A 21276-nucleotide genomic window follows, 5' to 3' on the forward strand; every position below is an offset into this window, starting at 1 on the left:
TTAGCTACGAATTTGTCCTTCACCATTCACTAAGTATTTTTCTGTGGTCAATGACTCTAGGCCCATAGGCCCGTAAGCGTGCAACTTAGTGGTTGCGATGCCGATTTCAGCGCCTAGACCTAGCTGCGAACCATCAGAGAAACGTGAGGAGGCATTTACCATCACTACTGACGCATCAACACTGCGCTGGAACAAGTTGGCAGTTTGCTCGTCTTTGGTACAAATAACTTCGGTGTGGAAGCTACCAAAGCGATCAATATGCGCCACTGCTGCATCAAAGTCAGCAACGATACGTACCGCGATTTCAAGATCAAGGTACTCTTCACCAAATTCATCATCGCCAATGACATTCGCATTGCTGAAGAACTTCGCTGCTTGAGCATCAGCATTAACACGTACACCTTTTGCTTCAAGCTCTTTTGCCGCACGAGCTAAAAACGCCTCTGCCACCTCTTGGTGCACAACTAAGCCCTCTAGCGCGTTACATACACCGGTACGTTGAGTCTTACCGTTCAGCAACAGGTTCATCGCCACATCGAGGTCTGCATCTTTATCAACATACAGGTGACACACCCCTTTAAAGTGCTGAATAACCGGTACGGTACTGTTTTCGGTCACAAAATTAATCAGCCCTTCGCCACCGCGAGGAATAATCAAGTCAATGGTGTCACGCTGCTGCATAAGATCCATCAACAGGCCACGGTCTGGATCAGGGATCACTGAGATAAGCGCCGTCGGCAAGTTGTGTTTCTCCAGCACACTGTGCAGTACACTGGCAATGGCTTTACTTGACGCTAAAGCCTCTTTACCGCCACGCAAAATAACCGCATTACCTGATTTGAAGCACAGTGCGCCAGCATCCGCTGTTACGTTTGGACGAGCTTCATAAATCATGCAGATCACCCCAAGAGGCACTCGCATTTTATTGATTTTGATACCATTGGGGCGCTCACCCAATGAACGCAACTGACCTACTGGGTCATCGAGATCGGCAATGGTTTCAATGCCCACGGCCATATCTTCAATACGCTCATCGGTCAGCGTCAAACGGTCGACCATGGCTGCAGCTAAGTTGTTGTCTCGCGCATTGGCAAGATCTGATTCGTTTTCCGCCTTAATATGCTCTTTATTGGCACGCAGTGCCTCAGCCATTTCTTTAAGTACGTTGTTTTTACTCTCTGTATCAAGCAGAGCAAGCACCTTAGCGGCTTTTGCTGCTTGAGCTGAAATATCCTTAACTAAACTCATGATTTCTCCAATACTGCAATGTCTTCGTCTGAAATAATCGGGCCGATGGAATCTTGTGCTTCATCGCTAAACTCACTGGTTTCATTCTCGGCAATAAAGTTCAGCAAACAGCTACTGTAGTTTGCTCGTGCCTTAGCCAGCTTAGTGCCGTCGTCGCTGCGCACCAAAATAGTGTCGCCAACGGAGAACTCGCCCCGAACCTCGATAATGCCTTGCGGGTTAATCTGCTCGGCGTTTTCATCTAATGGCTCGCTGAAGTCACCTTCAACAATCACCTCACCCTGCTCACTGGCGGTATGTGTACGCCAATGGACTGCCTCTTGCATTGGTTTTTCATACGGCAAGAAGATAGTGCCCGGGTTTTTACCTTCTAACAACAAGTTAAAGGTCTGCTCTTTAAAGCCATTTAGGATAAATGTAGTAATACCATGGGAAGTGGCTTTTTCGGCCGCCTCGATTTTGGTTTTCATGCCGCCGGTGCCTACGGCACTGGTAGCACACCCAGCCATGGCGTAAATAGATTCATCAATTTCACTGATCTCAGGTAGCAGTACAGCGTCGGTATGCAAGTTAGGATTCTTGTCATAAAGGCCGTCCACATCTGAGAAAATCATTAATGCGTCAGCATCAGCGGCCGCTGCTACCATAGCTGATAAGTTGTCGTTATCACCTACTTTCAAATCATCAGTGGTCACCGTGTCATTTTCGTTGATGACAGGAAGAACACCGTGATCAAGCAAGGTAAAAATGGTGTCGCGTACACTGGTGTAACGCTCACGGTCACGTAAATCACCGTGTGTTAGCAGAATCTGTGCTGATGGGAAATCAAAAAAGCGATCCCATGTTGCCATCATCTCCATTTGCCCAGCGGCTGCCATTGCTTTTTTAAGTGCTACAGAGCGCGGCTTATCCTCTGGGAATAAGTGTGAGCCCGCAGCCACAGAGCCTGATGACACCAAAATAACTTCAATACCTTGGGCGCGGCAACGAACAATAAACTGAGCTATGGTGAGTAAATAGCGTGAACTACAGCCATTTTGCTCGGGTGCAATTAAGGCACTGCCTACTTTGAGTACGATGCGTTGCCATTTAAAATTTTGCATTGCGATTACTTTCCTTACTAGCTTTAGCTAAGTTGCTCAAGTTTTTGCTCAGTTGCATGAAAAGTTTCTTTCACCTCGGCTGAAGGTGCCTGAGAAAGCTTACTCACCACAACGATTGCAAGTGAACTTGCGATAAATCCGGGAACAATTTCGTAAATAATACTGCTTAGCGTGCCCCCGTCACTAAGCACTGGTGCAAATATCCAGAATAAAACAGTTGCTGCGCCGACAACGATTCCAGCGAGCGCGCCTTGGTGGGTTATTTTCGACCAACACAGGCTAAATAATACTAATGGGCCAAATGCGGCACCGAAACCAGCCCAGGCATTACTGACCAATGACAAAATGCTATTAGATTTGTCCAGTGCCAGTAAGGTAGCAACGAGTGCCACGGCGAAAACCCCTATCCGGCCGATTTTTACTAAGGTTTTTTGCTCTACCTCAGTTTTTGAAAAAGCACGGTATACGTCCTCGGTCAGCGAGCTTGATGACACCAACAGCTGTGATGAGATGGTGCTCATGATCGCCGCTAAAATCGCGGCGAGTAAAAAGCCGCTAATCAGAGGGTGGAACAAAATTTCCGAAAAAATAACGAAAATTGTCTCTGGGTCAGCCACTTGCAAACCAAATTTGTTGGCATAAGCAACCCCAACTAAGCCTGTTCCTAGCGAACCTAAAATGGTGACTGTCATCCAGCTCATACCAATATTACGCGCCGTTTTAATATCTTTTACCGAGCGAATCGCCATAAAGCGCACAATGATATGAGGCTGGCCAAAATAACCTAATCCCCAAGCCAAGCTTGATACTATGCCCAGCAAGGTGATGCTCTGCCAAGATTCGCTAAAACTTGGAATTGATTGCTGCGCAAAATTAAGCATATCGGCACTGCCATTAAACTGCATGTAAGCCACAATCGGCACGAGTATTAATGCCACAAACATAATGCAGCCTTGGACAAAGTCGGTCATGCTCACGGCTAAAAAGCCACCTAATAAAGTGTAGGCCACAACCACCGAAACGGTAATGATTAAGCCAAGGTGGTAGCTTAAACCGAATGCCGATTCAAACAGCTTCCCGCCTGCAACTAACCCTGCCGAGGTATAGAGCGTAAAGAACAAGATGATCACTGCCGCTGAAATCACGCGAATCGGTCCTTTGCTCATGTTAAAACGCTTATCGAAGAAGTCCGGTAGCGTCAGTGCATCATCGGCCATTTCTGTGTACACCCGCAGGCGCGGTGCAACTAATAAATAATTGGCCAGTGCACCTAAAACCAAGCCCAGTGCAATCCATACGGTGTCGAAACCAGTTAAGAACATGGCTCCTGGCAAGCCCATTAGCATCCAACCACTCATATCCGATGCTCCTGCAGACAAGGCAGTCACATGAGGGCTCACTTGACGGCCACCTAGAATGTAGCCAGAAATATCACTTGTGGAATTGCGATAAGCGAACAAGCCAATGCCAAGCATGGCTAAAAAATACAATGCGAGAGAGAGATATGTATAAAAATGCATTCCTTATCCTGTTTGGCCACCCTAGGTGGACTTTGTTTTGGGCAATAAAAAGCGTCGCGATATAACAACTGGGGCGACGCTAAATTTTGCTTACGGCTTTACCTACCCAACGCTAACAAGCACAGGCATCAAGCTGTTCCAAAACCAATTAAAAGGAAAGCACTAACAGTTGTGGTTTACGCTGTGACAACAGCGGTTGCATACGACGAGGCAGGCTAAAAACCACAATTAATTAGCACTCTAATAATTCGTCTACGAACGTTATTATGCGGATTTAGATATAAAAATCAAGGTCAAAACTTAGCCATAGCCAGTATTCATGCTATTTATAGCGCATTGAAATAGCCCCTAAGCGCGTAAAAATGCACTCTAGCGATGAATACATAAAATTTTGACCTATTATGAATTTTTAGTGATCTAAGGCTCTTCTTTACTTAAAAAGTAATCAGCTTCGCTATATCACACGTTAAAAGGTGGGTAGTTATGCGTGTTTGACTGATGCAGCAAAACGTTGTCATCACGCTCTGCTTATCTCATACTGAGTTTTCATGGACAGATAATAAGGGTCTTTATGTCAGCAATTTATATTGCAGGAATTGCTTTATGTAGTGTTATTGCGCAATGGCTCGCCTGGGCCTTCCGTGTTCCCGCTATTTTATTTCTTTTACTCACTGGCTTATTACTTGGGCCAACCACCTCGTTACTCGAGCCCGACGAACTCCTTGGCGACTTACTGTTTCCAGTGGTGTCCTTATCGGTGGCGATTATTCTTTTTGAGGGCGCGCTCACGCTCCACTTTAGGGAGCTAAAGGGCATTGGTAAGGTGGTGCGCAACCTGTGCTCCATAGGCATGCTCATAACCTGCCTAGTCGTCAGCTTAAGTGCTTATTGGTTGCTTGAGCTCGATTGGCGTGTCGCTGCAGTGCTAGGCGCAGTATTGGTCGTTACCGGGCCCACGGTTATCGCGCCCCTACTTAACGCCATGCGCCCCACTCAAGACATTGACCGAGTGCTGCGCTGGGAAGGCATTGTGATTGACCCCATCGGTGCGCTCTTCGCTGTGTTAGTGTTCGAGGCAGTGATGTTAGTGGGGCAAAGCGATGTGTTTAGTCACACCTTAGGGGCATTGGTCACCACGCTGAGTGTGGGCTTTTCGCTCGGTGCTGCCGCAGGATGGTTAACAACGCAATTGATTCGTCGCGAGTGGCTCCCTTATGAGCTGCATAAGTTTGGTATTCTTGCGCTAGTGCTTATCAGCTTTACCGTCTCGAATCATCTCAGTCACGAGTCTGGGCTGCTAGCGGTGACGGTATTCGGTATTTGGCTTGCGAACCAAGACGATTTGGAAATTGACTCGGTGCTTGAATTTAAAGAAGACCTGTCGATGATTCTTATCTCCAGCTTGTTTATTTTGCTGGCAGCACGCCTCAAGCTTGAAGATTTACTGGCTTTGGATGCACAAGTCTTCATCTTTTTAGCCATTGTGCTGTTTGTCGCTCGACCACTGAATATTTTAATTTCTACTTATGGCAGTGACTTGCCCGTCAAATCGCGGCTGATACTGGCATGGATTGCGCCTCGCGGTATTGTTGCCGCCGCTGTCGGCTCGGTGTTTGCGCTCAGTATGGCCGATGCCGGTATTGTGGATGCCAATAAAATGGTGCCCTTAATCTTCACGGTGATAATTGTCACTGTGGTTTTAAATAGCCTCACCGCCATCCCATTAGCAAAAATGCTCGGGGTCCGCCAACCTGCTCCCTCGACCTTACTCATCATTGGTGCGAACCACGTTGCCAGAGCCATAGCCTGTGGCCTGAAAGAGCAAGATATCGATGTGCACCTCTCCGATCCGGCATGGGAAAACTGTAAAATGGCCCGCATGGATGGTTTGCCCTGCTATTATGGTAATCCGCAATCGGAGCATGCCGAGCGCTATCTGCCACTAACAAGCATCAGTAAGGTGTTGGCACTGTCACCTAACCGCCATCACAACGCTTTAGGAGTGCAATACTTTAGCCACCTATTTAGCGAAAACCGAGTGTTCTCACTCAAATCATCACAAAACCACGCGAAAGCGAATAAAGACAGTGCTACTTTCCTGTCTCGACAAATTCTATTTGGCGAGAATGGCTCTTATGCCAAGCTCAGTAGCCTGATAGCCAAAGGCGGTAAGGTCAGTGCGACTCGATTAAGTGATGAATTTGACTGGCAACAATATCAAGAAGTAAATAGCGAAGCGATTCCGCTGTTTATTATTGGTAACGAAAAAGTAGTGCGTATTATTACCGCGCAAATGGAGAATCCACCAGCCAGTGGTGAGAAGGTTGTTGCTCTGCAGCCACCCAAGATGTCGATGGTGAAAGATGCACAGCAAAACCCACCGACCAAGAATCCGCAATTACAGCCAACAAAAAACCCGACATAAAGTCGGGTTTTCAAATTTGGAAGCGTACGCTCAAAATCAGATTACTTGATTTTTGCTTCTTTGAAAATCACGTGCTTACGAGCTTTAGGATCGTATTTTTTGATTTCCATTTTTTCAGGCATGTTACGCTTGTTTTTGTCGGTAGTGTAGAAAAAACCAGTACCGGCAGTTGAAACTAGACGAATCTTATCGCGCATGACTCAGGCTCCTTAAACTTTTTCGCCGCGAGCACGGATATCAGTCAGTACCGCGTCGATGCCTTTTTTGTCGATGATACGCATACCTTTAGTGGTAGTGCGTAGTGATACAAAGCGTTTTTCGCTTTCAACCCAAAAACGGTGAGTTTGTAGGTTAGGTAGGAAACGACGCTTAGTCGCGTTGCGCGCGTGTGAGCGGTGGTTACCTACCACTGGGCGCTTACCTGTAACTTGACAGACTTTAGACATGTCTATTTATCTCCAATAACTTCGCTCGAGCTTAATTTTCCCTTACGGCCTTTTTGTATACTGCCCCGGGATAAATCGAAGGGCGCTCTTTATACAGCATAGACAGGCAAAGATCAAGAAACCTGATCTCAGAATCAGCTCATATGTAAATTTGATAGCGGCTAATTATAAAGATCAACGCAGCAAAGGGAAAGCAAAAACTGCATTTAAATTGCACAAATAGCTACAGTAGGCCACGCTCGGCAAAAGAGACCGCGTGGCAACCGCCTATCACTAAATGATCGAGCACACGAATATCCACCAAACCAAGAGCTTGTATTAGCTTGCGGGTAATGACTTCATCGGCCTGGCTCGGCTCGGCGATACCGCTGGGATGATTATGCGCAAAAATAACGGCAGCGGCATTATGCTTGAGTGCTGCTTTAACCACTTCTCTGGGGTATACCGACGCCGCATCTATGGTGCCTTGAAACAGCGTTTCTGTGCTTATTAAACGGTGTTGGGCATCAACAAACAACACTAAAAAGACTTCCCGTTGCAGCCCTTTTAATTCTAACTTGAGATAATCTTGCACCGCTTGTGGTGAGTCAAAGCTGAGCTCTCGTTCCAAACTTGTTTGTAAATATCGCCGCGCCAACTCAATTGCCGCCTGCAATTGCGTATACTTCGCAGTGCCCATACCTTTAAAACGGCAGAAATGCTCGTGCTCAGCAGCTAACAAAGTATGCAGCCCTTGGCTTTGACTGAGTATCTGCTGGGCTAGGTCAATAGCATTGCAACCGGCAATGCCCGTTCTAAAAAAGATAGCGAGTAATTCGGCATCACTCAGTGCCCCGGCACCCTGAGTAAGTAATTTCTCCCTAGGCCGTTGTTGGGCTGGCAAGTCAGTGAGTCGCATGGGCATTCCTTCGCTTTTGCGCTTATGAACCTTCCTCAACTATAGTGCAATAGCGGCACATCTGGTATCTTCTAAGCAGTCACACAAGCGATATTGTCTATTGTTATGCAAAATAAAAAGGTGGTCCTTGGGATCAGTGGCGGCATCGCCGCATACAAATGTGCAGAGCTAACCCGACGGCTGAAAGAGCGCGGTTGTGAGGTCAAAGTGGTTATGACCGACAGCGCTAAGCATTTTATCACCCCACTCACGATGCAAGCGGTATCAGGAGAAATTGTTTCTGATTCACTGCTCGATCCTCAGGCCGAAGCAGCGATGGGCCATATTGAGTTTGCCAAATGGGCCGACTTGATTCTCGTTGCCCCTGCGACAGCCAATATCATTGCCAAAATGGCGGCCGGTATTGCCGATGACCTACTCACTACTTTATTGCTAGCCACCCCAGCTAAAGTTGCTATCGCTCCCGCTATGAACCAGCAAATGTATGCTCATGCGGCAACGCAAGCGAACTTAGCAACTTTAACACAGCGAGACATTGCCATTTGGGGCCCAGGTGCGGGCGAGCAAGCCTGTGGTGACGTAGGAGCCGGGCGTATGCTAGAGCCCAACGAGCTTGTTGAGTTAGTGTGTGCCCCTACAGTACAGCCATTATTAGCGGGGAAAACCCTCACCATCACCGCCGGCCCCACCCGTGAAGCGCTCGACCCAGTGCGTTACATCTCTAACCACAGCTCAGGCAAAATGGGCTATGCCTTAGCCGCTGCAGGCGTGGCAATGGGAGCGACAGTGAATCTTATTTCCGGCCCGGTTAATTTACCAACGCCTGTGGGAGTCACGCGCATTGATGTGCAAAGCGCACAACAAATGCACCAGCAAGCACTCGCTTTGGCGCCAAGTTCCGATATTTTCATTGGCTGCGCTGCCGTGGCCGATTATCGTGCTGCTGATATCGCCGAGCAGAAAATGAAAAAGCAAGGCGATGAACTCACCCTCACACTAGTGAAAAACCCGGATATTATTGCTGATGTTGCTGCGCTGAGTGAGAATAGGCCGTTTACTGTTGGTTTTGCTGCGGAAACACAAGATGTCGCCGCCTATGCACAGGGCAAATTAAAGAATAAAAAGCTAGATATGATTTGCGCTAATGATGTGTCGGTACAAGGGCAAGGGTTTAACAGCGATAATAATGCCCTGACCTTATTTAGTCATGACAGCACACAAAGCATTGCGCTTATGAAAAAAGATAAGTTAGCACTTACTGTCATCGAAGCAATTGCTACAAAGTTAGTGTAAAGGTCGCAAAAGACTGGAAAGGGACCTCACAAAGCATTAATATGGCGTTCATAATAAAGGTCAGTGACCACCAAAGTTGTTAAAAAGGAACGCCATGGCTGCCTCACGTCGCACTAACCGTAAAGAGCAGATTTTACAATCACTCGCGCAAATGCTGGAAACTAGTCCCGGTCAGCGTATCACTACCGCCAAATTGGCCGCCGAAGTAGGCGTTTCAGAAGCTGCTCTCTATCGCCACTTTCCTAGCAAAGCGCGTATGTTCGAGGGATTAATTGAGTTTATTGAAGACACCTTGCTGTCTCGCATTAACTTAATCTTAGAGAACGAGAAAGAAACGCAAAGCCGTGTCTACAACATTTTGATGCTACTGTTAGCGTTTGCAGAAAAGAACCCTGGGATTACTCGAATTCTCACCGGAGATGCATTGCAAGGCGAAAACGAACGATTACGTGAGCGCATTCAGAGTCTATTTGAAAAGCTAGAAACCCAGTTCAAACAGGTTTTACGTGAACGTAAATTGCGTGAGGGTAAGGCCTTTGCAAGTGACGAGGGAACTCTAGCGAACCTTTTCCTAGCATTTGTTGAAGGGAAAATGAACCAGTTTGTACGCTCTAATTTCACGATTAAACCCAGTGGCCAATTTGATAAGCAGTGGCAAGAGCTACAGAAAATTTGGTTGTAGATCAGGCTTTAGCCTGATAATCGAAACCGACTTCACACCCGCGCAAGGCTAAAAGCCTTGCCCACAACAACCAACTACAGACCCGTTGTAGGTCGGGCTTTAGCCCGACAATCGAAATCGACCTAATACCTGAGCAAGGCTAAAAGCCTTGCCTACAAAAACTAAACCACACACTGGTTGTGGGTCAGGCTTTAGCCTGACAACCGAAATCGGCCTAATACCCACGCAAGGCTAAAAGCCTTGCCTACAACATCAAACTGCACACCCGTTGTAGGTCGGGCTTGAGCCTGACAACCGACATCAACCTTACACCCGTGCAAGGCTAAAGGCCTTGCCTACAACATCAAACTGCACAGCCGTTGTGGGTCGGGCTTTAGCCTGACAATCGATATCAGCCTAACATGCGCGCAAGGCTAAAGGCCTTGCCTACAACATCAAACTACCCACCCGTTGTAGGTCAGGCTTTAGCCTTACAACCGACATCAACCTAATACCCGCGCAAGGCTAAAAGCCTTGCCCACAACATCAAACTACCCACCTGTTGTAGGTCGGGCTTTAGCCTGACAATGGAAACCGGCCTCACACCTGAGCAAAGCTAAAGCCTTGCCTACCTCTGCCCTACAACATTAGTGGCTTGGTAAAGACCAACGTTGCATTTCAATTAAGCGCGACTGGGTTCGTGCAAACTCAAAAGCTAAACGCTCTCCTTGATAAAGCGACTCTAGCTCCACCTCCGCAGTGATAATTAGCAACTTATGGTTATCATAAAACTCATCAACCAAAGCAATAAAGCGCCGCGCTTCATCGTCATACTGAGCCTGGCGCTGTGGGGCCTGGTCGCGGATGTAACCATCTTCTGTGCCTTGGGCTACATGTGCGCTGTGCATAGCGACTCCCATAGCAGGGACTTTGTCCACATAAAGCACCTGCAGTTGCTGGGCCAGCTCCATATAATCTGCACTGGCGCGACCATCGCCACACAAGGCAAAGAAATCAATCATGGCCGCATCGCTGGCATAAGCCATAAAATGCATGCTTCGTCGGTTTATCTCTCGTATGCAAGGCTTAATAGAACAGCGTTGTTGCTGCTTAAACAGCTCACTCAACACCTCTGGGCCATAGGCGATGTAGTAACGAAAGCCAGCAAATCCTTGCAGCCGATAATCTTGCTCACCGCTGACATCACAGACATGGCAATGTGCCTCAAGTAAGGCGATAGTAGGTTCAAAGCGCGCTCGCTGTAACCCATTGCGATACAATTGCTGCGGATGACAATTACTGGTTGCTACCAAGACCATACCTTGGGCAAACAAAGCCTCGAATAGCCTAGCCATAATCATGGCGTCACCGATATCGCTTACGAAGAACTCATCAAAACACAGCACATCGGTACTTCTGGCATACTCTTTTGCCAACTGACGCATGGGATTCTTCACCCCCTGCAACTGCCCCAAGCGTTGATGTACAAAAGCCATAAAGTGATGAAAGTGTAAGCGTTGCTTTTTATCACTATTAAGATGCTGGAAGAATAAGTCCATCAGCATTGATTTGCCCCGCCCTACGGGGCCATATAAATATACCCCGGTCGTGACTTTAGGACGACGCCAAAAGCACTGAGACGATGAGCGCTGCTCAAGTTCCTGCGCTAAACGGGCAAGCTCTTCGACCGCCCGTTGTTGCGCGTCATCAACGGCAAGTATTTGCGCATCAATTTGCTGTTGGTACTGTGAGAGGATTTTATTCACGGTGGCTGTTTTCGCTGAGACGCATAAGCTATACTCGCGCCATTGTAGCGAAATTAAAGCCCCGACCCAATGAAGTTTCCTTGCCGTTTAGATAAGTTCATTAGCCACGTTACCCAGTTACCACGTACCAAAACCAAGGCCGTGATCAAAGCCAAGCGGGTATGTGTGGGTGGTGAGATGACCACACAGCAAAACACAGCTATTGATGAGAACACCGTGGTTACGCTAGACGGTGAACAGTTGCATTATTTGGGCAAGCGCTACTTTATGCTTAATAAGCCCGAAGGCTATGTATGTGCTAATAGTGACGATTTACATGCTACGGTGCTCGATTTAATGGATGAGCCCAACTTGCAGGAATTGCATGTTGCTGGGCGTTTGGATATAGATACCACTGGCCTAGTGCTGCTGAGTAACGATGGTCAGTGGACACATCAAATAACTAGCCCAAAGAAGCAAAAATACAAAACCTATGTGGTGGAGTTAGGGCAACCTATTAGCGAACACGCGGTGCATGAACTTGAACAAGGGGTGCAGCTACATGGCGAACGTGAACTCACTCGCCCAGCCAAAGTTGAGGTATTAGCCCCCTATCAAATTCGCTTGCATATTGTTGAGGGTAAATATCATCAGGTGAAGCGCATGCTAGCCGCCGTTGGCAATGAGGTGGTCGCACTGCACCGAGAGGCCATAGCCGGTGTGACTCTTGATGACGCGCTTGCCCCAGGGGAGTACCGAGCCTTAAGCGAAGATGAAATAAACCTTTGTTGAGCGTACCTACCAAACATACACTCAAAAAAAATTCAACAGAAAAAAGTCTGTTTTTGCGGCTTTTTCCTTAAAAAGCCGCTGAAAAAGTGATAAGTGTAACAAACCGCTTATCGACTTGGAGCTTGCTGTGTTCGCAACGTTCTCTTTACGAAGCAAAATTATTGCTTTTGCTGTCACCCTATTTATTGCCCTTATTGCCGTCGCTTTGCTAGGTTTGCAAGCCTTGCGTCATGCCAGTGAAAACGACAATATTGCCCGTATTAATCAACTGATGAAAAGCACCGTCAATGTGGTTGAGGAGCTCGAAACCTTAGCGGCTCAGGGTGAGCTTAGTGACGCGCAAGCACAAGCTTACGCCAGCACCATATTACAAAATAATACTTACCATGACTCTGAGTATGTGTATGTAGTCAGCAGCGATCTCAACTTTGTTGCCGCACCGCATGATCCGCAATTGCACGGTACCAGCTTTAATGACTTCAAAGATGCCCAAGGCAACAGCATTGGCGCCATGGTGGAGCGCTTGGTTGGTAACAAAACGGGTGAGATCATCACCTATCACTGGACTTCTGAGCGCGATGGTGAAGTCGTTGATTTAACCTCAGTTGTACAAAAAACGCCTCGTTGGGGTTGGTATATTGGTACCGGCATCAGCTACAAAGAAGTCGATCAGCGTTACTGGAGCACCGCCAGCTGGTTACTCGGTTTATCGCTTATCATCGCGGTATTACTCACACTCGCCTTAGCTAAGTTTGGTTTAGCACTGACCAATGCCTTAGGCGCTGAATTAAGCTCAGTAAAAGATATCGTAACGCAAGTATCACGTGGGCGTTTGAACAATACTATCGCTCACCAAGAGCACAACAAAGATAGCATTATCGGTAGCATGGCCTACATGCAACAAGGATTGCAGGGAGTGGTAACAGGCATAAAAGAAGTCGCAGACACCTTACAGCAGCAAAGCGTGGACTCAGACAAACGCTCGGTTGAGCTGGAGCGCTTAACGCAATCTTTACAGCAAGATACGGCCATTGTGGCCTCAGCGATTACTCAGCTTACGGCCTCAGCGCAAAGTGTGGTCGACCTTGCCGAGCAATCAGCTTACGCCGTTGGCGAAGCAGAGCAGCAAGGCCAAGCAGCGAACGCGTTGACAGAGGAGGCTGTTGACACCATTTCCCTTTTAGAGAAACAAATTGACAGCGCTGGTAATAATATTCAGCTACTCGATGACGAAGTCAATAATATCGCCAATGTGCTCGGGGTTATTCAAGGTATTGCCGAACAAACAAACCTACTGGCGCTGAATGCGGCCATTGAAGCTGCTCGCGCGGGCGAGCAAGGCCGAGGTTTTGCAGTGGTCGCGGATGAAGTTAGGCAACTCGCGCAGCGCACCCAAAGTAGCACCGAAGAAATCCACAGCATGATCACTAATCTACAAAGTGCTACCAGCGAGGCTAAACAGTCGGTACAAATGAGCATTGAGACCAGTGAACAAACCGTGAGTAAATCGCAACGAGTGCGCACCGAGTTAGTGCATATCGCCCAGTCGTTGAGTACCCTAGCCGGTATGAGCCAAGAAATAGCCAGTGCCGCGAGAGAGCAGCTCGGGGCAGGTGAAGATACGGCAAATCGCGTGGTGGTGATCTCTGATACCGCCACGAACACGGCGCAGCTATCAAAACAGGCGCATGAGGCCAGCGAAAGCATGCGTGCACTTACTGAGCAACTAGAGCAACAAACGCAAAAATTTGAAACCTAAAATCTTGCACCTCGAAGGGCTGATGTTCTCGGCACTTAAGTGCTACAGTGAAGGCATAAGCAGCGAATAAAAGCGATATGATCAGCAATGGATGAGGTGCAAATACGCCATCATGGCGCTGTAAACGGTGTTACGGGCTCTTGCCATGAACTTCAGGTGAGTAAGGCACAGTCAGTGCTGGTAGATTGTGGGTTGTTTCAGGGTGCCGAGGCCAAGCCAAGTTTGGCCATCGACTTTGATATAAGTGCCGTGACTGCGGTTATCATCACGCACTGTCATATTGATCATGTCGGCCGCTTACCTTATTTACTTGCAGCGGGATTCACGGGCCCTATTTATGCTTCACAGGCGACATCGGCATTACTGCCTTTGGTCATTGAAGATGCGCTCAAACTGGGTGTTACTCAAGAGCAAGAGTTAGTGGCCACCTGTATTCGTTTGCTTAAACGCCAATTGGTGAGCGTTGATTTTAAGCACTGGTATGATTTACCCAACACCGATTGTCGCTTTCGACTGCAACGCGCGGGCCATATTCTTGGTTCAGCCTATGTGGAAGTGGATTTGCCGCATAACAAGACCCGTCATCGCGTGGTGTTCTCGGGCGATCTTGGAGCCCCTTACACCCCATTACTACCGGCGCCGAAAGCGCCCTACAAAGCCGATACTTTGGTTATTGAGTCCACCTATGGTGATAGCCTTCATCATGGCCGTAAACAACGTACACAGCAACTTAAAACTGTGATTGAACGCGCGGTGTCAGATAACGGCGTGGTGCTCATTCCAGCCTTTAGCATTGGCCGCACACAGGAATTACTATACGAGCTTGAGCAGATTATACACAGCGCTAAAAAGCACTCTTTCTGGCAAGATATCGAAGTGATTATTGACTCTCCCATGGCAGCAAATTTCACCCGAGAATATCGGCGCTTTAAGTCATTATGGGATAAAGAAGCCAAAGCAAGAGTGGCTAAAGGTCGCCACCCTCTCGATTTCGATAATATAGTGACGATAGATACTCACCAACAGCATGTGCAGCTACTGCAATATCTTAAGCAAAGACAAAAGCCCGCGATTGTCATTGCTGCTAGCGGCATGTGCAGTGGCGGGCGTATAGTTAACTACCTCGTTGAGTTTTTACCAGAGCCCACGACCGATGTCATTTTTGTTGGCTACCAAGGTGCAGGCACGCCAGGGCGAGCTATTCAAAAATATGGCCCGCGAGGAGGCTATGTTGAACTAAATGAGCAACGCATTGATATCAATGCACATATCCACACCATCAGTGGTTACAGTGCACACGCTGATCAGGCTGGGCTGATACGCTTTGTTACCGGCATGCGTAAAAAGCCTCAGCATATTAAAATTGTTCATGGCGATAATGAGGCCAAACAAGCGTTGGCAGAACAGCTCAGAAGTAAGCTTGCGCAGCAAACCAAGGTAGAAATAGCCACCTGATATTTGTGCAAGGCTGAAGCCTTGCCTACAACAACCAAATCACACTGATTGTAGGTCAGGCTTTAGCCTGACAATCCAGATAAACCTAATACCTACGCAAGGCTGAAGCCTTGCCTACAACAAACCACACACCGGTTGTGGGTCAGGCTTTAGCCTGACTATCTAGATAAAACTAGTACCTGTGCAAGGCTAAAAGCCTTGCCTACAACGACCTAATCACACACCCGTTGTGGTTCAGGCTTTAGCCTGACAGTCTGGATATATCTGATACCTTTGCAAGGCTGAAGCCTTGCCTACAACAAACCAAACACCGGTTGTGGGTCAGGCTTTAGCCTGACTATTTTGATACCCATCCGGGTTTTTGCTTTGCCAGCGCCACGTATCTTGCATCATCTGCTCAATACCTCGCTGTGCATGCCAGCCAAGCTCATCAGCGGCTTTTTGAGCGCTGGCGTAACAGGCAGCAATATCACCGTCGCGCCGTGGTGCAATTTCGTATGGCACGGCTTTATCGGCAGCTTGCTCAAACGCTTTGACCATTTCCAGAACCGAGTAGCCATTCCCTGTACCCAAGTTGTAGATGTGCACACCGCTATGCAGGCTAAGCCAATCCAATGCTTTTAGGTGGCCAATAGCAAGATCAACGACATGGATATAATCACGCACTCCGGTGCCATCTTTGGTGTTGTAGTCATCACCAAAAACGGCCAGTTGCTTGAGCTTACCTACCGCCACTTGAGAAATATAAGGCAGCAAATTGTTTGGAATACCATTGGGGTCTTCACCTATTTGCCCGCTATGGTGCGCACCCACCGGATTAAAATAACGTAAAATAGCGAAACGCCAACGCTCATCCGATTGCGCCACATCCTGCATGATTTGTTCAACCATTAACTTTGACGTGCCGTATGGGTTGGTCGTCCCTCCCACTGGTGCCGATTCCTTAATGGGCAGAGTCTCAGGGTCACCATAAACGGTCGCCGATGAGCTGAATACTAAAGAAAACACACCAGCATCGCGCATGGCCGAAATTAACGTCAATGAACCTTGTACGTTGTTTTGGTAATACAGCGTAGGCTTAGCAACAGATTCACCCACGGCTTTCAAACCCGCGAAGTGCACAACGCTATCAATATCATGGTTCTTAAATACGCTATCAAGTGCGCTTTTATCACACACATCACCTTTCACAAAGGTGACAGGCTTATCGGCAAGCGCTTCAACGCGACGTAGCGACTCTCTGGAGGCGTTACTCAGGTTATCAAAAACCACCACCTCACTTCCTTGATTTAGCAGTTCCAACACGGTGTGAGAACCAATGTAGCCGGCACCACCTGTCACTAAAATTGCCATTTTAACTCCTTCGCTTTAAATACTCTTGAGGTGTTCCGAGAAGTCCGCACCTAACTCAGGGTGTTGCTGGGCATAGCGTACAAACGCCTTTAAATACCCCAACTTGTCGCCGCAGTCATGAGAAATGCCACTCATTCGAAATGCCTCGACCGCCTCTTGAGCTATCAGCATATCAATGGCGTCGGTCAATTGTATTTCACCACCGGCACCAATAGGTGTTTTTCTTAGCAGTGGCCAAATATTGTGAGACAGTACATAGCGACCGACAACCGCGAGGTTAGACGGTGCGTCTTCGACTTTAGGCTTTTCTACCATAGACTTGATGACTGCACTCTGACCAGGTTCAATTTGCTCGCCATTAATATCAGCAATACCGTACTTACTAACGTCCTGTTGCGCTACAGCCTCAAGCATAATTTGACTGGTTTGCGTATCCTTAAAACGGGCAATCATTGCCGCCAAGTTTTCACTGGTTTGGTCGGCACTGTATTCGTCTAAGATGACATCCGGAAGAATAACAGTAAAAGGCGCATCACCTACGACTGGCTCAGCACACATAATGGCATGCCCTAAGCCTTTGGCCTCGCCCTGGCGTACGCCAATAATGGTCACGTCGTCGGGGCAAATAGAGCGTACTTCGTCGAGCAACTGGCGCTTAACCCGCTTCTCCAAGGTCACTTCCAGTTCAAAGCTGGTATCAAAGTGATTTTCCACCGAGTTTTTCGATGAGTGTGTCACTAAAATAATTTCTTTGATCCCCGCTCGTACACACTCATTGACAACGTATTGAATAAGCGGCTTATCAACAAGAGGAAGCATTTCTTTAGGGATAGCTTTGGTCGCGGGAAGCATGCGGGTGCCCAAGCCCGCAACGGGGATAACAGCTTTCATATAGGTAACGTCCTTAACGATTAATCACTGCCAAATAAGTCTCGAGTATAAACCTTATCTTGCACATCCATAAGGCTCTCAACCATACGGTTAGAGATAATCACATCTGAGTCATTTTTAAAAGCATTCAAATCTCTGTATACGCGAGAATTGAAAAAAGATGAAGTATTGAGTTGAGGCTCGAAAACGATCACTTCTATTCCTTTAGCCTTAATTCGCTTCATAACACCTTGTATTGCTGAAGCTCTAAAGTTATCAGAGCCAGACTTCATCACTAATCGATATACCCCAACAACTCGTGGGCTTCTTGCCAATACTTGTTCAGCGATAAAGTCCTTGCGAGTACGATTGGCTTCCACGATTGCTGAAATGAGGTTGTTAGGTACGTCCTCGTAATTAGCCAGTAATTGTTTTGTATCTTTGGGAAGGCAATACCCGCCGTATCCGAACGAAGGGTTGTTATAATGGTCACCGATACGCGGATCAAGGCCTACCCCTTCAATAATTTGCTTGGAATCTAAACCATGCTTTTCAGCGTAAGTGTCTAGCTCATTAAAGTAAGCTACTCGCATAGCAAGGTATGTGTTAGCAAATAATTTGATTGCTTCAGCTTCGGTGCTTTTTGTAAAAAGTACTGGCACATTGTCGATAAGAGCAGATTCTGAAAGGAGTTGAGCAAAGTCATTAGCGCTCTCGCAATGCCCCCCGACAATGATTCTTGAAGGATATAGGTTGTCCTGTAACGCTTTACCTTCTCTTAAAAACTCAGGAGAAAAAATAATACGTAGGTGGGTAAACCGAGCTCTCATTTGTTCAGTAAACCCAACCGGAACGGTCGACTTTATAATCACGGCCGCACTTGGATTACATAGTTCAACCTGTTTAAGAACATCCTCTACAGACTGAGTATTAAAGTAGTTAGTTTGTGGGTCGTAGTCGGTAGGCGTAGCAATGACGATAAACTCAGCCTCTTGATAAGCCTCAAGTGGCTCGGTTAACGCTTTAAACCGAGACTTATTTGTGAACAAGTACTCAGGGATGTCTGGGTCAATAATTGGGCTTTCACCTCTATTGAGTTTATCGACCCTGGCCTCATCTATGTCCAGCGCTATGACCTGATTATGCTGGGCTAATAGCATAGCTATGGATAGCCCAACATAACCAGTTCCGACGACAGTTACTTTCATACTATCTCGCTTGTAAAGCGTTAACAATTCGAGAGCAAGCCAAGCCATCACCATATGGGTTATGAGCTCGACTCATGGTTTCATAAACACTCGTGTCATCGAGTAACTCACTTACCGCATCAATGATTTTATTAATATCTGTACCAACTAGCTTTACGGTTCCTGCGGCAACAGCTTCAGGTCGTTCTGTGGTATCACGCATCACTAATACAGGTTTCCCCAAAGAAGGGGCTTCTTCTTGTACGCCACCCGAGTCGGTCAAAATAATTTGGCAGTTATCCATCAAATAAACAAAGGGTAGATAGTCCTGAGGTTCAATTAACTTCACATTATCTAAACCATTTAAAAGACGATTTACCGGCTCCTGCACATTAGGATTTAAGTGAACGGGATAGATAAAATTGTGTTCTGGGTATTTATTTGCTAAATGCGCTATTGACTCACATATCCGCTCAAAACCCCCGCCAAAGCTCTCACGGCGATGTCCTGTCACTAGTACATAAGGTTTTGCTGTTAACTCTCCGAACTTTTTCTGCATCTGCACTTTTGTTTCAGGGTTAGTAAGCACTTCACTTTTGACTTTAAGCAACGCGTCAATAACGGTATTACCGGTAATAACGATGTCGGTGTCAGCAACATGCTCGCGAAGCAAGTTATCTGCAGAAGCCTGGGTCGGTGCAAAATGTAATGCACTAAGAGAGCCCGTTAATGTGCGGTTAGCCTCCTCAGGCCAAGGGCTGTATAAATCGTGAGTCCGCAGCCCTGCCTCAACATGAGCCACTTTAACTTGCTTATAAAACGCGCCCAAAGACGCCGCCAAGGTCGTTGTGGTATCGCCATGAACTAAAACCCAGTCAGGCTTGAAGTCATCTAACACATCACGCAACCCTAGAAGAATCTTGGCAGTAACATCGAACAGGTCTTGCCCTGGTTTCATGATATCTAAGTCGTAATCTGGACGAATAGCAAATAAATCCAGCACTTGATCTAACATCTCACGATGCTGGGCTGTCACACACACTCGTGCGTCGATATCATTATTTTGCTCTAGGGCTTTTACTAATGGGGCCATTTTGATCGCTTCAGGGCGCGTTCCAAAGACTGTTAACACTTTCATTAATTTGTTCCAACTTAAAATAGCGCAGCCCACCAGTTGGCGGGCTGTAAATATAATCTCGCAGAGCTATTCAACAATAATAGTTAGAAAATGCCTCGACTATCAACGATTACCTTGCGTGCAACTACGTTAGGGTCTATCGATTTAAATTCTTTATGATCCACTAAAACAGCTAACGTATTTGCCCGCTCTAATGCACTTTCTAAGCTCACTAATTTTGCACCTAGTTCGCTTAATTGTGCAGGCAACTCTTCAATATTCGGCTCTACGACTAAAACCTCTGCATCACAGGCACACAGCTGCTTAGTAATATCGAGCGCTGGGCTCTCACGTAAATCATCAATATCAGCCTTAAAAGCAATCCCTAGACACGCTACTACGGGTTTTTTAAATTGCTCTGCTGCTGCTTTTATTTGCTCTAACACATAAACAGGTTTGCTATCGTTCACTTCTCGCGCAGTGCGTATAAGCTTCGCTTGTTCAGGCGCAGAGCTAACAATAAACCATGGGTCAACGGCAATACAGTGCCCCCCAACCCCCGGGCCTGGGTTTAGGATATTAACCCTAGGGTGGCGATTAGCTAGATTTATAAGCTCCCAAACATCGATTTTCAACTTATCACAAATAATGGATAATTCATTTGCAAAGGCAATGTTAACGTCACGGAACGAGTTTTCTGTGAGTTTAGCCATTTCTGCAGTGCGTGCATTGGTCAGTAAGCACTCCCCTTTTACGAAGGTTGCGTATAAGGATACCGCAGCTTGAGAACAAGCGCCTGACATACCGCCTATAACACGGTCATTCTCAACAAGCTCACGTAAAACATGACCAGGCAAGACACGTTCAGGACAATGCGCAACTTTTATATCAGCGTTATCACCCGCTTGCTGCGGAAAACTCAAGTCAGGCCGGTATTGACTTAACCATTCAGATAGCGCTTCGGTGGCACCAACTGGGGAGGTAGACTCAAGCACAACCAAGTTACCTTTTTCTAACACTGGCGCGATGGACTTTGCTGCCGCCTCAATATAGCTCAAGTCAGCTTCATGGCCATCCTTAAAAGGAGTGGGCACTGCTACCATAAATGCATCTGCGGGCTCAGCCTGTATTGTTGCGCGGAGCCTCCCTGCTTGCACTGCACTTTTCACCACAATGTCCAGATCAGGCTCTACTATGTGCACATCGCCGGCGTTGATGGTGTCAACCGCATGCTGGTTAACATCGACCCCTATCACCTCTAGACCTCGAGAAGCGATCACTGCAGCAGTGGGTAGACCTATATAGCCAAGGCCTACAACTGATATTCTATTAAATTGCACTTCTGATTAACCCCATAGTAAACTTTGCCTCCACATTCTAAATAAAGCTGCTCGCAATACATCG

18 protein-coding genes are annotated in these 21276 nt (G+C 47.2%); 6 read left to right on the plus strand and 12 right to left on the minus strand.

All coding sequences use genetic code 11. The features are described 5' to 3' along the window. Genes W04_RS05260 through putP form a run of 3 tightly spaced genes read right to left on the minus strand, consistent with a single transcriptional unit; the run spans position 1 to position 3871 of the window. Positions 1–1248, minus strand: coding sequence for a glutamate-5-semialdehyde dehydrogenase (locus W04_RS05260; protein ID WP_022946040.1), 1248 nt, complete (start codon positions 1246–1248; stop codon positions 1–3). Then, positions 1245–2351: a glutamate 5-kinase gene (gene proB / locus W04_RS05265; RefSeq protein ID WP_022946039.1), complete on the minus strand. Its 1107-nt coding sequence runs from the start codon at positions 2349–2351 to the stop codon at positions 1245–1247. The genes W04_RS05260 and proB overlap by 4 nt, the downstream gene beginning before the upstream one ends. Positions 2352–2374: 23 nt before the next feature. Next, positions 2375–3871, minus strand: a complete 1497-nt coding sequence (putP, locus tag W04_RS05270) for a sodium/proline symporter PutP (protein ID WP_053910074.1) — start codon at positions 3869–3871, stop codon at positions 2375–2377. 571 nt (positions 3872–4442) lie between these two features. Between putP and W04_RS05275 the strand changes: the two genes are divergently transcribed. Further along, positions 4443–6296 (plus strand): sodium:proton antiporter, encoded by a 1854-nt coding sequence (locus tag W04_RS05275; RefSeq protein WP_022946037.1) that lies wholly within the window; start codon positions 4443–4445, stop codon positions 6294–6296. Between the two features lie 41 nt (positions 6297–6337). Here W04_RS05275 and rpmG read toward each other — a convergent pair whose 3' ends face one another. The 3 genes from rpmG to radC all read right to left on the minus strand — a co-directional run bounded on the left by rpmG (position 6338) and on the right by radC (position 7640). Next, positions 6338–6493, minus strand: coding sequence for a 50S ribosomal protein L33 (gene rpmG, locus W04_RS05280; protein ID WP_022946036.1), 156 nt, complete (start codon positions 6491–6493; stop codon positions 6338–6340). Positions 6494–6505: 12 nt separating this feature from the next. After that, entirely contained in the window at positions 6506–6742 is a 237-nt protein-coding gene (gene rpmB, locus W04_RS05285) for a 50S ribosomal protein L28 (protein ID WP_022946035.1), read from the minus strand. Between the two features lie 223 nt (positions 6743–6965). Continuing rightward, entirely contained in the window at positions 6966–7640 is a 675-nt protein-coding gene (gene radC, locus W04_RS05290) for a DNA repair protein RadC (protein ID WP_053910075.1), read from the minus strand. Between the two features lie 105 nt (positions 7641–7745). Here radC and coaBC point away from each other — a divergent pair, with 105 nt between their 5' ends. Both coaBC and slmA read left to right on the plus strand, forming a co-directional pair. After that, positions 7746–8933, plus strand: a complete 1188-nt coding sequence (gene coaBC / locus W04_RS05295) for a bifunctional phosphopantothenoylcysteine decarboxylase/phosphopantothenate--cysteine ligase CoaBC (RefSeq protein WP_053910076.1) — start codon at positions 7746–7748, stop codon at positions 8931–8933. Positions 8934–9027: 94 nt separating this feature from the next. Continuing rightward, positions 9028–9615, plus strand: a complete 588-nt coding sequence (gene slmA / locus W04_RS05300) for a nucleoid occlusion factor SlmA (protein ID WP_022946032.1) — start codon at positions 9028–9030, stop codon at positions 9613–9615. Between the two features lie 626 nt (positions 9616–10241). On the opposite strand, the gene zapE is transcribed toward slmA, so the two are convergent. Further along, positions 10242–11360 carry a cell division protein ZapE gene (zapE, locus tag W04_RS05305; protein ID WP_053910077.1) on the minus strand — a complete coding sequence of 373 codons (1119 nt, stop codon included), beginning with the start codon at positions 11358–11360 and terminating at the stop codon, positions 10242–10244. A 69-nt stretch (positions 11361–11429) separates the two neighbouring features. On the opposite strand from zapE, the gene rsuA reads away from it, so the two are divergent. The 3 genes from rsuA to W04_RS05320 all read left to right on the plus strand — a co-directional run bounded on the left by rsuA (position 11430) and on the right by W04_RS05320 (position 15345). Continuing rightward, complete coding sequence (gene rsuA / locus W04_RS05310; protein WP_053910078.1) at positions 11430–12131, plus strand: 16S rRNA pseudouridine(516) synthase RsuA; 702 nt, start codon at positions 11430–11432, stop codon at positions 12129–12131. A 127-nt stretch (positions 12132–12258) separates the two neighbouring features. Beyond that, the gene (locus tag W04_RS05315; RefSeq protein ID WP_053910079.1) at positions 12259–13890 is read left to right on the plus strand and encodes a methyl-accepting chemotaxis protein; all 1632 of its coding nucleotides are present in this window, start codon (positions 12259–12261) and stop codon (positions 13888–13890) included. A 96-nt stretch (positions 13891–13986) separates the two neighbouring features. Further along, positions 13987–15345, plus strand: a complete 1359-nt coding sequence (locus W04_RS05320) for an MBL fold metallo-hydrolase RNA specificity domain-containing protein (RefSeq protein ID WP_053910216.1) — start codon at positions 13987–13989, stop codon at positions 15343–15345. Between the two features lie 321 nt (positions 15346–15666). On the opposite strand, the gene galE is transcribed toward W04_RS05320, so the two are convergent. The 5 genes from galE to wecC form a co-directional block, all read right to left on the minus strand. Continuing rightward, positions 15667–16698 carry a UDP-glucose 4-epimerase GalE gene (gene galE, locus W04_RS05325; RefSeq protein WP_053910080.1) on the minus strand — a complete coding sequence of 344 codons (1032 nt, stop codon included), beginning with the start codon at positions 16696–16698 and terminating at the stop codon, positions 15667–15669. A gap of 15 nt (positions 16699–16713) precedes the next feature. Further along, on the minus strand, positions 16714–17589 hold the full coding sequence (galU, locus tag W04_RS05330) for a UTP--glucose-1-phosphate uridylyltransferase GalU (protein WP_053910081.1): 876 nt from the start codon (positions 17587–17589) through the stop codon (positions 16714–16716). Between the two features lie 20 nt (positions 17590–17609). Next, positions 17610–18776 (minus strand): nucleotide sugar dehydrogenase, encoded by a 1167-nt coding sequence (locus W04_RS05335; RefSeq protein ID WP_053910082.1) that lies wholly within the window; start codon positions 18774–18776, stop codon positions 17610–17612. 1 nt (position 18777) lies between these two features. Next, entirely contained in the window at positions 18778–19893 is a 1116-nt protein-coding gene (wecB, locus tag W04_RS05340; protein ID WP_053910083.1) for a non-hydrolyzing UDP-N-acetylglucosamine 2-epimerase, read from the minus strand. An 83-nt stretch (positions 19894–19976) separates the two neighbouring features. Then, entirely contained in the window at positions 19977–21212 is a 1236-nt protein-coding gene (gene wecC, locus W04_RS05345) for a UDP-N-acetyl-D-mannosamine dehydrogenase (protein ID WP_053910084.1), read from the minus strand. Positions 21213–21276 lie beyond the last annotated feature (64 nt).

The sequence above is a fragment of the Pseudoalteromonas sp. SW0106-04 genome (assembly GCF_001293805.1).
Classification (GTDB): domain Bacteria; phylum Pseudomonadota; class Gammaproteobacteria; order Enterobacterales; family Alteromonadaceae; genus Pseudoalteromonas; species Pseudoalteromonas ruthenica.